The following is a 14,206-nucleotide window of genomic DNA, read 5'->3' as shown; positions in this document are numbered from 1 at the left end:
TTGTTATTAATGGCTAAAGGAATTAGATATATTTATTATCGAGCTCAGGATACTATTTAACCTGAACGTCGATAAATAGCTCGATATTGAGAAACGTTTTGCCTTGGAAATGGCATAAAATGAAGCATTGATGATGCTTATTAGTGATGTTTACCTTGCTATAGCATTTACTTAGCCACTTAAGCTTTTGATTCACTTGAATATCAAGCACTCATTATCCAGAGTTCAGGTTATTTAAATTATTGTTTCTCATTGCGGCTATGAAACTACATGATGTTAAAGGTCAACATTTACCTGCTTCATTGCTGTATTGTATTCCTATTGTGTTAATTAGCCTTTTCACTGGCGTACCATTGTTAGGCCCATTCATCAGTACCATTATTATCTTTTGTGTTTCATATGTATATTTTGCTTTATTAACAAAGGTTACCTATGGTATCGAATATTTTGTCATTATGACGATTGGCTGCGCAATTTTAATACTATTTATCTAAAATTTGTCGGCCCAAAGCTAAATAGTCTAGTGAATATTTGTCAAAACATTTCTTTTCCGCTGGGCAATTTAATACGTGGACATGGCTATTTAATTGGTTGTCTTGTTATTTGCATGGCGGTGTTTTAGCTTAGTTGCTTAAACCGGTTATAATTCATCAGCGAAAAAATATAGCGCAGGCCAAGCTAACATTAGTCATTATTCACATGTCTTGTTTAACTGAACTTAGCTGAACTTAGCTTCTATAAACACTTGCTCAGTTGTCTTTATTTAACCGCCAATGAGTTACCTTATTTCAGTGTTTTTTAATTGCTAAGTGATAAGGTTATTTCGTCTAACAAAGACTATAGCAAGTTACAAACCCGCTTTTACCATAACTTTAATCTTATCAGCCTTGACGAAATGATCTAGCTGATGGGTTTGAATCCACCACGTTGCTACTTCCATGAGTAACTCAGGCGTATCATTCTTATTAGCAAAAAACGCATAAAATGACAGACCAACATTGTCCCCTTTACTGGCAATTTTCTTTTCACACACTTCGACAATTTTAGATCTTAATTCTGCTCGCATTGCTTACATACCAACCAAACGAATAACTTACTAAGCGACAATCAATTCGTTTGGTATGGCTCCTAACGTTAATTTTTACTAAGAAGTAGGCTGATCATATCAACCTTCTTATGCTTAACTATTACCTTGAATAACGGCTTATTTCTCCATCGACTTAAGAGGTAAACCTAAGCTTAATCGATATCATGTAACGGCCAGAGTACGATATAATCTTCAAAGTCTTCCAACTCAACATCGTCATCTTTGATGATTTTTCCCCGTACTGACATACCTGCTTGATGCATGGCTGACTTCTTACCGTTATGTAATAACGGGTGCCAAGAAGGCATACCTCGGCCTTCTTTTAAGCGCCTATAAGTACAACTTGGCGGCATAAAAAACACATCATCCAAGTTTTCTTGTGTCAACTGCACACAATCAGGCACGAGCACAGTGCGTTGTTCATACTTTGAACACTGACAGCTTTTATCGTTAAGTAAGTGACAAGCAATGTTTGAATAATTCATCTGCTCGCCTTCAGCAATATGCGTTGTTGGCATTAACTCAGTTTCATCGGTTGTGTCTTCGTCATCAATAAATTTATGTAAACAACATTTAGCACAACCATCACACAATGACTCCCATTCAGGCCGGGTCATTTCATCAAGTGTTTTAGTTTCCCAAAACCGCTCGATCGGTTGTTTTTTTGCTTTTGCTTTATCTTTCGACAACGAACGATTACTTTTTTTACTCATGGCGCTACTTATTCACACTTAATTAGGGGGTATAAAAACTTATTTAATTGCAGGGTATTTAATATGATCAGATAAATGTCCAACTGAGCTGACAAAATAGTAGGATAAATTCCAATGCATTAAACTTTTATAATTGTTGTAGGCTAAATAAGCACGACCTTTCACACCATCAGGAAAAACCAATGTTGCTTTCACGTCCACCTTTGGGAGATCACTGCCATCGGTACGTCGTATACCTAACGCTTGCCACTGCGCTAAAGTTTTTTCACTTCTAGCCCATGCTTTTAACCAATTTTTACGACCACCTGTATTTTGAGGAATTGCAAGTGAGGTATCAAAACCACTGGGTAGTTTTACTTGTCGGCCCCATGTCAGAGCATCATTCCAACCTTCATTTTTAAGATAGTTTGCCATTGAGGCAAAAACATCTGCTTCATTACGCCAAATATCTTTTTTTCCGTCACCATCGCCATCAACCGCGTAAGCAAGAAATGAGGTTGGCATAAATTGATTCTGCCCCATAGCGCCTGCCCATGAACCTTTCATGTTAGTGCTGTCAATGTGACCTTCTTTTAAGATGTTTAATGCCGCCCATAATTGCTTTTTAAAAAAAGCTTCTCGACGCCCCTCATAAGCTAAAGTTGATAAAGCTGAAATAACGTTGTAGTTACCCATAATTTTACCAAAATTAGTCTCAAGTCCCCAAAGCGCGACAATAAATCGAGGCTGTACACCATAATCAGCGGCAATTTTATTTAAAAGCACTTGATGCTTTTTATACATGGCTCTGGCGCGTTTTATTTTCCAGTCAGGTAAGCGTTTTGGTAAATATGTATCCAGTGTTTCAACTTTTTCCGGTTGACTACGGTCAGCTTTCACCGCACGTTGATGAAAAGTAGCATTCGCAAACGATTCATCAATTAAGGCCTGTTCATAACCTTTGGTAAGCGCTTCTTGCTTAAGCTTGACGATATATTGCTCAAAGCCGGCTTGTGTGAGTGTCGGTGTTGTTTTATTTTCAACAGCGAATGTTGACTGAGAAAATAGTGCTAAACACAGTGACACTGACAAGGCTTTAACTGATTTTATATAACGCATCAAGATTCCTCCGCGTTTTTTTGATTAGCGACTTTCATACTGGCAACATGGCTCTTTAATAAATCTTCTTCTTTTGGCGTTATTTGCAAGTAATAACCTTGTTCAGCTAAGCTTTCTTTTACCTTAGTCAGATCAGCAAAACCAAGCTTATCTTTAGTTGCAAGGTTTAATACGGTGACCATTTCTGGCTTACCAAACATTTTCATCAATGCTTCGGGTACTTCTGAGAAATCATCTCGTTTATTAATAAAAAGATACGTTTGTGCTTTTTTAGCACTTTTATAAACACTACACAGCATAATGGAGACCTATGATTGAATGGTTTTAGGGAATGTTATCATTGTGTGACTTAACATGACTTTTTTACAGTATTAATCAAGATATTTATTCAGTTTACAACCGCTATATCGAGTTAACCTAACATTTTATTGTGACAAGATATTGGCGATACAAAGCAACACTTTGCTCGCCACAAATTATCTTTAGCATCAATATTTAATTTACTTTGAAGCCATTTTCAACAAATTCGAGTAACTTGTCACCGAATAAAGGTTTGCGCCAACCGCGCATAATATCAACCAAATGAATTTTATTTTCGGCACCGTTAAGTTTAAAATACCAAGATAAAAATTGATTAATTTGCTTTTTCGAGGCAAAGTTTTCCGCTTGTAAATTAGTTGCTTCACTTAATTCATGGATATAACTTTTTAATTTTTTGAAATTTTGCTTATATCCGGGATATTCATCTAATCGAACAATGACTTCAGGTAGCACAGCATTTTTCTCTTCATTGACGCGTTTTAATACCGCCAACATCGCATTACCTTTGTGTTTAACATCAAGGTATTCAACACCTTCAATATTCGCCATAATCGCAACATTTTCAGGATTAACTTGTGCTAGCCCCAACAGTGTATGATCTTTAGCGATAAAGCCAATGGGTCGATCTTTTTGTTGCGCTTGTTGATAACGCCAAATAGCCAATTGTTGTAATCGGTAGAGCTGCTGGGAATTTAAACGCCATGCCATTTTAATATTCAGGTACAACTGACTTACATCGATGGATGTAAACTTACGCTCAACCATAATGTCACTTTCTTCTTGAGCAGCAGCTAACCAACCTGACTTTTCTATATCAGCCATGACTTGCGGTAAAACATTAAATAAATGTTCAACATCAGCAGCAGCGTAGTTAAGCTGCTTAGTCGTTAATGGTCGTTTCATCCAATCAGTTCGCGACTCTGATTTATCAAGCTCAATGTTAGTGTAATGTGCAATCATCGCCGCATACCCCATTGATAAACCGTGTCCTAAAAATGACATAATAATTTGACTATCAATGAGGTTAACCGGTCGACAATTACCTGCTGTCAGGAAAACCTCAAGATCTTCAGAACAGGCATGTAATACTTTTTGAATGCTAGGGCTTTCAAGTAATTGCCAAAAAGGCGATAAGTCTGGTAACGCAACAGGGTCGATTAACGCTAATGTTTTAGCGTCATTTATCTGAATCAGGCCTAGTTTAGGGTAAAGCGTGCGGGTACGAACAAATTCGGTATCAATAGCAAGTACAGAGGCTTGCGTATAACGTTGACAGACTTGGTGTAATTGCTCAGAGGTTTCGACGTAAATTCTTTCAAGAGTTTCTTGCACGTATTGTCCTATATAAATTTGGCGACTAAGGTAAACGAGTAATGCTGTTAAGGCTTACAATATCTTATTTTCTAACGCTTGCCAAAATGAAATTTAATCCTTTAACACAAATAAAAATGACAAGTTCAACCATTTAGGGAACTTGTCATTCTTGAGCTTGCTAAACATGCACTAATAAAGCGGCTGTTAGTAAAGTAAACTTTTGTTGCTAAAGCTTAGCGTCTGCGTCTAGTTGCTTGTTGGCTACGGTGTTGATGCTTTTTCACTGAACGGCGAATTCTTCTACTTTTCGCATTATCCATCGCCTTTTCATCTACTTTGACTTTACTTTGTGTTTCAGGCGGTAAATCAACCAGTTTTCTGTAGTAATTAACATCTTGTAAATTCAGTTCAGTCCAGCCACCAAGGGGTAACTGACGTTTCATTTCCATGTCGCCGTAGCGAACACGGATCAAACGGCTAACTTGTACATCTTGGCTTTCCCATAAACGACGCACTTCACGATTACGTCCTTCAGATAGCACAACATGAAACCAGTGGTTACGCCCTTCACCACCACGGTAAGTAATTTTTTGAAACTTCGCAGGACCATCTTCTAATTTCACGCCATGGCGTAATGTTTGTAGCATAGCTTCGTTAACTTCACCGAATATACGTACGGCATATTCGCGTTCAACTTGTTTAGAAGGATGCATTAAACGGTTAGCTAGCTCACCATCAGTGGTAAAAAGTAACATACCAGAGGTGTTTATATCTAAACGGCCTACCGCAACCCAACGACTACCATCTAGTTTAGGTAAGCGATCAAATACCGTTGGTCTTCCTTCAGGGTCTTTGCGCGTACACATTTCACCTTCAGGTTTGTTATACATTAACACTCGGCATAAATCGTCTTGTACAGGCTTTAGTTTAATTTGATGACCATCAACACGAATAAGTTCGTTACCTTCAACACGGTCGCCTAAATAAGCAGTTTTACCTTCAACACTGACACGGCCAGCACTGATATAACTTTCCATTTCTCGGCGTGAACCGGCACCCGCTCTCGCTAGTACTTTTTGTAATTTTTCAGACATAGGTCTTAACTCTCTCACGTCAGTAACTTCACAGATGTTCAGGATATTAACCGAACGACTATTACGTCTCTGTCTCTTTAAATTTAGGGGTAATTGCACCCTGCGTTTTGGTGATTTTTAGCTAAACGGCTTAATTAGCAATATCCGTTATTGGCATTAATGTCGGCAATTGATCAAGCGAGGTTAACGAAAAGTAATCAAGAAACTCTTGTGTACTTGCGTATAACACAGGCCGACCGGGTACTTCTTTATGCCCTACCGTTTTAATCCAATGTCGATCAGTCAGCGTCTTAATAATTTGACTACTGACAGCAACACCGCGTATATCTTCAATTTCTCCGCGGGTTATGGGTTGTTTGTAGGCAATTAACGCTAAGGTTTCTAGAATAGCACGCGAATATTTTGGTGCTTTTTCTTGGTACAAATGCGCTAAATCTTCACTTAGGTCGCTAGGTGTTTGAAATCGATAGCCTGAAGCCACCTTGTTAAGCTCAACACCACGACCTTTATAATCAGCCTGAATTGCAATAATTATATCACGTATTCGCAGATTACTAACACGATATTCAATTAAAAAATCCCGTTTTAGTAATTGCACAGATAATGGCTTATCAGCAATGAATAATGCGGCTTCAACTAAACGTTGTAATTTTTCATCATCAATGTCTTTGTGGCGAATTTTATCAGGTATCATTGTTACTTACTTTTATCATTAGAATAATTTACTGGCCTATCATAAATCATCAACACTGCGCTTTAGTGTTAAATTATGATTTAGGTAAACTTACCCGTATCTCGCCATAAACCTGAGTTTGAATACAAGTAATTAGCGACTCTTTAATTAATTCAAGCATAGCTAAAAATGTCACAACAACCCCCTGTTTTCCTTCTTTAATGGTAAATAAATCACTAAAGTCACAATAGCTTTGGTTGTTTTTTGCTTCTTTTAGCGTTGCCATTATTTTTGCCATACGTTCACGGGTTGATAAGGACTCTTTTTGAATATGATGATGTTCAAACGCTTGTGTACGTTTTATTACGCCTTGCAAGGCGGCAACTAACTCCGCTAGGTCTACCTGTGTGTTGGCAACTTCAGGGATAAAATTTTCAGCTAATTCTACCTTAGCAATAAAGCTGTCACGGTCAATTCGTGGTAATTGATCAATGTTTTGTGCCGCATTTTTGATCACCTCATATTCTTGTAATTTTCTCACTAGTTCCGCACGAGGATCGCCTTCATCTTCTTCAACCGCTTGTTTGGGTAATAATAATCGTGATTTAATTTCCGCTAAAATTGATGCCATGACTAAGTATTCCGCCGCCAATTCAAGTTTAATATCTTTCATTAAATCGACATAAGTCATGTACTGCGTGGTAATAGGCGCAATAGGTAAATCTAAAATATCAAATTTTTGCTTGCGAATTAAATATAATAAGAGGTCTAGCGGCCCTTCAAACATTTCTAAAATAACTTCAAGCGCATCGGGCGGAATAAATAAGTCTTGTGGCTTTTCAACCATGGCTTTTCCGCGCAGTAAAGCAAAAGGAAGTACTTGCTGTACCATGACACCAGCGTTAGGACTAGGGCCTTCTTTACTCATACTTGATAAGTTCGTCTTAGGGTCAGACATAGTTAACTTTTAACATGGTAGCGCTATAACTCCAGGTGCTAAGGCAGTTTAATGATGAGCTGCTCATAACATTTTATTGAAACGGCGTAGGATCACCTTCACCAACACGAATAATTTCCACTTCGTCATTAGAAAAATCAATAACTGTAGTTGGGTGTTCGCCCAAATGACCACCATTAATAATCAGATCAACTTGATGCTCTAAAATATCGCGAATGTGCTCTGGGTCAAATTCAGCCATTTCAGCCCCAGGCATAATCAAGGTTGTCGACATGATCGGCTCACCCAATTCAGCTAACAATGCTTGCGCAATATTATTATCTGGTACACGAATGCCAATGGTTTTGCGTTTTGGATTTAATAACCGTTTCGGCACCTCTTTCGAACCTTTGAAAATAAAGGTATATGGACCCGGTGTATTATTCTTTAATAGCCTAAAGTAACTATTATCAACGCGTGTATATTCTGATAACTCAGATAAATCACAACACATTAAGGTAAAGTTATGAGCTTTATCGATAGAGCGAATATTACAAATACGCTCTAGCGCCTTTTTATCACCAATATGGCAACCTAAGGCATAACCTGAGTCGGTAGGATAAACAATAACACCACCTTGGTTGATAATAGCCGCGGCTTGTTTCATTAAGCGCCCTTGCGGGTTATCAGGGTGAACATAAAAAAATTGACTCATAATACACTCCAACTAAATTATAGTTTTATCATGTCAATGTGCGGCAATAGTCAATTTGAATTAAGATGAAACCTACTATCAAACTAAGCTTTATTGCGAGCACAAGTTTTATTTTTAATCACTTGGCGTAGCTTGCCATAACTGCCAAATTCCCTTGGCTTGCTCTGGCATGACTAAATTACGTCCTAAATCGCTCCAACGACTTGGCTGATGAAAATCAGACCCCATAGATGCATGTAAATCATATTCTAAACAGAAGCTTAGCATTAATTTACGTTGTTCGTTATTCATCTGCGGTAACACCACTTCTAAACCATCACCTTGGGCAGCTTTAAAATCAACGATTAAGCGTCGTAGCCATTTCGTCGATAGGTCATATCGGATCGGGTGCGCCATTACTGCAACACCGCCTGCCGCATGAATAGTCGCTACTGCGTCTTCAATACTACACCAGTTAGGATTAACATAAGCACGCTTACCTTTGCCGATGTACTTATCAAATGCAGATTGCATTTTACTCACCACCCCACGTTGCAATAAAACTCTCGCAAAATGCGCTCGAGTAATTGAACCTGCGCCCGCCATAGCTTTAGCGTCGGTATAAACATCGTCAAAGCCACATTTCGCCAGTTTTTCCCCCATGGCGATAGCGCGATCTTCTCGTCGCTGCTGCTGTTGCAAAATTAACGTCGCTAACGCTTGATGCTCAGGAACGATATTTAATCCGACAATATGAATTTCAAAGCCCTGCCACTGGGTAGAAATTTCGATACCATCGATCAAAGTTAATGGAATATTTTTTTCTAATATAGTTTGTTTTGCACTAACAAGACCGCTAACCGTGTCGTGATCGGTGATTGCCAACACGTCAATTTGAAAGTTAACTGCCCGTTCTATCAGCTCCTGTGGCGTCAGTGCGCCATCAGAGCAATTAGTATGGCTATGCAGATCAATCCGTAAGTTTGAAAAATCTTGCTCATTTGTAAAATCAGTGGTTGACATCATTACGTGAATCGGTTCTTCTATAGGGACTTAAAACTGCCTAACACAAATGCAAGTCGCTATTTAGGCAAGTGAATGAAACAATTTTACTGAGATAAAACAGATAATGATACAAGTAAAACAAACTATTTCTTTAATTTGGTGGTGGCATAACTCGACATAATTGGGTTGTGATGTTTACTTGTAAGTAAAAAATTCGAAAACCCGCACCCTATTGCGGGTTTTTTGCTTTTAATTAACTGAAAATATAATGAGTTTATAATGTTACGAATTAAAGTTAAACGTTGGTTCTTATGGTGGCTTTTGCCTATTTACGCTGGATGACCGTTGTTAAATAAATGATTAATAGGAAGACCCATGAGCAATAACCAAGAAAATAATATGACTAAATCGCAGCTTGAGGCTGCACAAGATAGGCTTGAGCCTGGTGCTGTGACAACCATCACTGATAGTCTAAGTTACCAAAGCGATCCTCTCGCTGTTTTTCACACTTTATGTGCCGAAAAAACAAACACACTCTTACTCGAGTCAGCCGAAGTTGATAAAAAACATCAATTAAAAAGCTTATTGTTGATCGATACCGCAGTAAAAATTGTTTGTAACGCCAATAAGGTTACCTTTACTGCATTAAGTCAAAATGGTGAAAATGCGCTTGCTTTTGCCATTCAAGCTTTAGCCCAAGATGCTGAGATAACCGGTGATAATCAGGCGTTCACCGCTACGTTCACCGAGATAACACAACAACTTGATGAACGTTCACGTTTGCTTGCTGTTAATCCTTTTCAAAGCTTGCGTTTATTTACCCAATTAACCAACAGTAGTCAGCATCCTTTTTCGGTATTTCTTGGTGGTGCTTTTGCGTTTGATATGATGGCAATGAGTGAAACGCTGCCCGAGGTTGCTGATGGCGAGAACAGCTGCCCTGATTTTGTTTATTACCTAGCCGAAACATTAGTGGTAATAGATCACGAGCAACAATCAAGTGAGGTCATCGCCAACCTATTTACTGGCGAACATTATCAGCAGGCACAAAGCCTAGCATTAGCAAAAATTTGCTCGATTAAAACCCGTTTATTGACCGATATTACCGCAAGCTTTGCCGTAAAACCCAATAAAACAATAACAAATAACGCAACGAAAAAATCGCCAACTTGTGACATCGACGATGAAGCTTTTTGTAACATTGTTAACAACTTAAAAGAAAATATTTTGGCTGGTGATATTTTTCAGGTCGTACCATCTCGAACATTTAGCCTACCTTGCTCAAACACTCTAAATGCCTACAAAGCATTAAAGCATCGTAACCCAAGCCCTTATATGTTTTATTTACAAGACAGCGAGTTTTGTATTTTCGGCGCATCACCAGAGTCAGCGCTAAAATACCAACAAAGTAACCGACAAGTAGAAATTTATCCAATTGCCGGTACCCGCCCACGGGGTTTTAATGCCGATGGCAGTTTATCGCCAGATTTAGACAGCCGTATCGAACTTGACTTACGCTTAGACAAAAAAGAATTAGCTGAGCACATTATGCTGGTTGATTTAGCCCGAAACGACATTGCTCGCGTGAGTCAACCCGGTACACGCCATGTTGCCGATTTATTAAAAGTTGATCGTTATTCTCATGTTATGCATTTAGTTTCTCGTGTTTGTGGCACCTTAGAACTCGAGCTAGACGCACTACATGCATACCAAGCTTGTATGAATATGGGCACGTTATCCGGCGCGCCAAAAGTTAAAGCAACGTCTTTGATACGAGAAGTTGAAGGTAAGCGTCGTGGTAGTTATGGCGGCGCTGTTGGCTATTTAACTGGTGATGGGGACATGGATACTTGCATCGTTATTCGTTCAGCTTTTGTAAAAAATAAACAAGCACAAATTCAAGCCGGTGCAGGCGTAGTATTCGATTCTGACCCGCAATCAGAAGCGAATGAAACCAGACAAAAAGCACAAGCGGTGATCAGTGCGATTAATGAAGCTGAAGATAAAGAGCTAATCGTTTCTCATCAAGAAAGAGCCTCAGTAAGCTCAAATAGTTCAGCACCAGCACAGGAGGTTAAATAATGACTACGGTTCATTTATCAGCCAACGCCAATGCAACTACAAATATCTTACCTGAGATTGTCATGCTCGATAATCTTGATTCATTTACCTATAACTTGGTTGATGAGTTTCGTTGTTTAGGGTATCAACTGACTATTTATCGCAATACACTCAGCGCCGAGTTTATTTTTCAAAAATTACAAGAAAAACAGCAAAGTAACAGTGCTGGCGTTATTTTAGTGCTTTCTCCTGGCCCCGGTGATCCAACGCATGCCGGTTGTTTAATGCCATTGCTTGCACGCTGCGCTGGGCAATTCCCAATTTTAGGTATTTGTTTAGGTCACCAAGCCTTAATACAGCATTATGGAGGTGTTATTGGCCGAGCTCCCGAAGTGGTACATGGTAAGTCTTCAAATATGCGTCATAACAATGTTGGCGCTTTTAAAGATATAACTAACCCTTTACCTGTTGCTCGTTATCATTCACTTTTTGCCAGTAAAGTACCGCAACAACTGACCATAACAGCTGAGGTTGCTTTAACTAACGATAAGGCAGGCATAACCTTACCTATGGCGATAGAACATAGCACTGAGGCTGCTATTGGTTTTCAGTTCCATCCTGAATCCATCCTCACCACATTTGGTACACATTTATTGGCACAAAGCCTTAGCCATTTAACATTTTTAGCCAAGCAAACTATTAATCAAGCCCAAGGGAATACACATGACAACAAATGACCTTAGCCGCACAGCTACACATACATCAACGGGGTGTAACGATGACATTACACACAGTGCGCTGAATACTTTAGTCAGTGGTGATTCGTTAACACAACAACAAAGTCATAATGTTTTTGAACAAGTGATTAATGGTTATGTTGCACCAGAGCGCTTAGCTGCCATATTGACCGCATTAAAAATGAAAGGTGAAACGCCAGCTGAAATAGCCGGCGCCGCGATTGCTATTCGTGCTAATGCTAGTCATTTCCCTCGCCAACCAACGGCAGTTGCAGACTGTGTTGGTACTGGGGGAGATGGTGCAAATACCATCAACATTTCCACCACAGCAGCACTTTTAGCTGCAGCCTGTGGCTTGAAAATGGCAAAGCACGGTAATAGAAGTGTGTCGAGCATGTCTGGCTCTGCAGATTTACTCGAGGCCTTTGGGGTTAATTTGACGATGTCACCCGAAGTGGCGAGCGAATGTTTAGCACAAGCAAACATTTGCTTTTTATATGCTCCGGCTTATCACACGGGCTTTAAGCATGCGGCACCTGTGCGAAAAGCGATGGCAATTAGAACCTTATTTAACATTTTAGGACCGCTGGTTAACCCAGCTAAGCCCGATATTATGCTACTTGGTGTCTATATTCCTGAGTTAATTACCCCAATGGCTCAAGCACTATTATTAACTGGCGTAAAACACGCTTGGGTTGTACATGGTAGCGGTTTAGATGAAATCGCTTTGCATGGTAAAACCCAAGTCACTGAGATCTGTAATGGTCAGTTAATTAAAAAAGAGATCACACCTAGCGACTTTGGCTTAAATAATTACACCTTGGCCGATATTAAAGGAGGCACGCCTCAAGAAAATGCTGAAATGGTGAAAGCAATACTGGCTGGTAAAGGTCAAGAAGCGCATAACAGTGCTGTGATCATTAATTGTGCGGCACTGCTCTACCTTCATCGCGAGCAATTAAATGGTCAAGCTGATACTTTGTTATTGGCAGCTCAGCACGCCGCCAAAGTACTTAGCTCTGGCGTGGCGGCAAAGACTTTAGCAAACCTAGTGCGATTATCTAATTCAGGAGCAACAGCATAGTGAGCAATATTCTTGAGCAAATCGTCGATAATCGTCGTATTGAAATAGCAGCACTTAAAACATCACTACCATTAGCTAGCTTTATTGATGACCTAACACCGTCAACAAAAGATATGTACCAAGCATTAACGCGTACTACAGAGAAGCCTTATGCCGGTTTTATTTTAGAATGTAAAAAAGCATCACCATCTAAAGGCTTAATCAGAGCTGACTTTAACGTTGCTGACATTGCTAACATTTATGATAACTATGCCGCGGCTATTTCGGTACTGACTGAGCACAAGTATTTTCAAGGTGACTTTAATTATCTCAGAACGGTTAGTGACATCGTGAGTTGCCCCGTGCTAAATAAAGATTTCTTTTTTGACACCTATCAAGTATATCTAGCAAGATACTATGGTGCTGATGCAATATTACTGATGTTAAGTGTACTAACTGACGACGAGTATAATGAACTTGCCGCTGTTGCCGAGTCGCTTAACCTAGCTATTCTAACCGAAGTCTCTAACGAAGAAGAGCGTGACCGAGCTATCGCCTTAAACGCCAAGCTCATCGGTATTAATAATCGTAATTTACGTGATCTTTCTACTGATATATCACGTACTTTTGACCTAGCACCGACCATTCCTGATGATCGCATCGTACTTTCTGAATCAGGTATTTATAACAACGCACAAGTTAGAGAACTCGCCCCAGCAGTTGATGGTTTCTTGGTCGGTAGTTCAGTAATGGCCGAAGCCGATATTGACTTAGCTTGTCGACAACTTATCTTTGGTCATCACAAAGTTTGTGGCTTAACTCGCCCAGAACAAGCAGGGTTTGCTATAAAAGCAGGTGCTGAGTTTGGTGGACTTATTTTTGCCAAAAAATCGCCAAGATATATCAGTCAAGCACAAGCCGCTGAAATAGTTAAGCAAAATCCAAGTTTGAAGTATGTTGGTGTGTTTGTTGATCACCCTCAACAGGAAGTTATTGCTTTAGCTAAAGCACTTCAATTGTCAGCCGTGCAGTTGCATGGTCAGGAAAGCGCTGAATACATTGACGGTTTACGTGAGCAACTTGCGCCAAACTGCCAAATATTTAAAGCCCACGCTGTTGAGCAAACGCTACCAACACTCACTAATAATGTTGAGCACATCGTACTTGACGGTAAACGCGCAGGTAGTGGCGAAAGTTTTAACTGGCAAGCGTTAGCTGAAACTGAGCAAGACTTATCCCGTTGCTTCTTAGCTGGTGGTTTAGATGTAGAAAATATCAGCCAAGCTTGTCAACAACTGTGCAATCAAGAATTATTCGGCTTAGATATCAACTCAGGTGTTGAATCAAGCCCAGGTATTAAATGTCGCGATAAACTACAACAAGTTTTCGCCAAAATACGGAATTATTAA

General features: G+C 39.5%; 14 protein-coding genes. 4 read left to right on the top strand and 10 right to left on the bottom strand.

The window, feature by feature from the left end:
• Nucleotides 1-847: 847 nt before the first annotated feature.
• From B0169_RS04970 to rnm, 10 genes are all read right to left on the bottom strand, one after another.
• The gene (locus B0169_RS04970) at nucleotides 848-1,066 is read right to left on the bottom strand and encodes a DUF6500 family protein (protein WP_077284838.1); all 219 of its coding nucleotides are present in this window, start codon (nucleotides 1,064-1,066) and stop codon (nucleotides 848-850) included.
• A 173-nt stretch (nucleotides 1,067-1,239) separates the two neighbouring features.
• Nucleotides 1,240-1,800 carry a YcgN family cysteine cluster protein gene (locus tag B0169_RS04965; RefSeq protein WP_077284837.1) on the bottom strand — a complete coding sequence of 187 codons (561 nt, stop codon included), beginning with the start codon at nucleotides 1,798-1,800 and terminating at the stop codon, nucleotides 1,240-1,242.
• Nucleotides 1,801-1,839: 39 nt separating this feature from the next.
• On the bottom strand, nucleotides 1,840-2,898 hold the full coding sequence (locus B0169_RS04960) for a lytic murein transglycosylase (protein ID WP_077284836.1): 1,059 nt from the start codon (nucleotides 2,896-2,898) through the stop codon (nucleotides 1,840-1,842).
• Nucleotides 2,898-3,197, bottom strand: a complete 300-nt coding sequence (locus B0169_RS04955) for a YcgL domain-containing protein (RefSeq protein ID WP_077284835.1) — start codon at nucleotides 3,195-3,197, stop codon at nucleotides 2,898-2,900. Before B0169_RS04955 ends, B0169_RS04960 begins: the two co-directional genes overlap by 1 nt.
• Before the next feature lie 196 nt (nucleotides 3,198-3,393).
• Nucleotides 3,394-4,551, bottom strand: a complete 1,158-nt coding sequence (rnd, locus tag B0169_RS04950) for a ribonuclease D (protein WP_235838470.1) — start codon at nucleotides 4,549-4,551, stop codon at nucleotides 3,394-3,396.
• Between the two features lie 215 nt (nucleotides 4,552-4,766).
• Nucleotides 4,767-5,627 carry a 23S rRNA pseudouridine(2605) synthase RluB gene (gene rluB, locus B0169_RS04945; protein WP_143323471.1) on the bottom strand — a complete coding sequence of 287 codons (861 nt, stop codon included), beginning with the start codon at nucleotides 5,625-5,627 and terminating at the stop codon, nucleotides 4,767-4,769.
• 130 nt (nucleotides 5,628-5,757) lie between these two features.
• On the bottom strand, nucleotides 5,758-6,321 hold the full coding sequence (gene scpB / locus B0169_RS04940; RefSeq protein ID WP_077284833.1) for an SMC-Scp complex subunit ScpB: 564 nt from the start codon (nucleotides 6,319-6,321) through the stop codon (nucleotides 5,758-5,760).
• A gap of 73 nt (nucleotides 6,322-6,394) precedes the next feature.
• The gene (locus B0169_RS04935) at nucleotides 6,395-7,228 is read right to left on the bottom strand and encodes a segregation and condensation protein A (RefSeq protein ID WP_235838477.1); all 834 of its coding nucleotides are present in this window, start codon (nucleotides 7,226-7,228) and stop codon (nucleotides 6,395-6,397) included.
• A 103-nt stretch (nucleotides 7,229-7,331) separates the two neighbouring features.
• Nucleotides 7,332-7,952 carry an L-threonylcarbamoyladenylate synthase gene (locus B0169_RS04930; RefSeq protein WP_077284831.1) on the bottom strand — a complete coding sequence of 207 codons (621 nt, stop codon included), beginning with the start codon at nucleotides 7,950-7,952 and terminating at the stop codon, nucleotides 7,332-7,334.
• A gap of 114 nt (nucleotides 7,953-8,066) precedes the next feature.
• On the bottom strand, nucleotides 8,067-8,957 hold the full coding sequence (gene rnm, locus B0169_RS04925) for an RNase RNM (RefSeq protein WP_077284830.1): 891 nt from the start codon (nucleotides 8,955-8,957) through the stop codon (nucleotides 8,067-8,069).
• A gap of 378 nt (nucleotides 8,958-9,335) precedes the next feature.
• On the opposite strand from rnm, the gene B0169_RS04920 reads away from it, so the two are divergent.
• Genes B0169_RS04920 through trpCF form a run of 4 tightly spaced genes read left to right on the top strand, consistent with a single transcriptional unit; the run spans nucleotide 9,336 to nucleotide 14,206 of the window.
• Entirely contained in the window at nucleotides 9,336-11,018 is a 1,683-nt protein-coding gene (locus B0169_RS04920; RefSeq protein ID WP_077284897.1) for an anthranilate synthase component 1, read from the top strand.
• On the top strand, nucleotides 11,018-11,734 hold the full coding sequence (locus B0169_RS04915; RefSeq protein WP_077284829.1) for an aminodeoxychorismate/anthranilate synthase component II: 717 nt from the start codon (nucleotides 11,018-11,020) through the stop codon (nucleotides 11,732-11,734). The genes B0169_RS04920 and B0169_RS04915 overlap by 1 nt, the downstream gene beginning before the upstream one ends.
• Complete coding sequence (gene trpD, locus B0169_RS04910) at nucleotides 11,721-12,818, top strand: anthranilate phosphoribosyltransferase (protein ID WP_077284828.1); 1,098 nt, start codon at nucleotides 11,721-11,723, stop codon at nucleotides 12,816-12,818. Before B0169_RS04915 ends, trpD begins: the two co-directional genes overlap by 14 nt.
• On the top strand, nucleotides 12,818-14,206 hold the full coding sequence (trpCF, locus tag B0169_RS04905; RefSeq protein WP_077284827.1) for a bifunctional indole-3-glycerol-phosphate synthase TrpC/phosphoribosylanthranilate isomerase TrpF: 1,389 nt from the start codon (nucleotides 12,818-12,820) through the stop codon (nucleotides 14,204-14,206). Before trpD ends, trpCF begins: the two co-directional genes overlap by 1 nt.

Source organism: Cognaticolwellia aestuarii (assembly GCF_002000025.1).
Lineage (GTDB): Bacteria > Pseudomonadota > Gammaproteobacteria > Enterobacterales > Alteromonadaceae > Cognaticolwellia > Cognaticolwellia aestuarii.
This window is presented reverse-complemented; position numbering and strand designations above follow the sequence as displayed.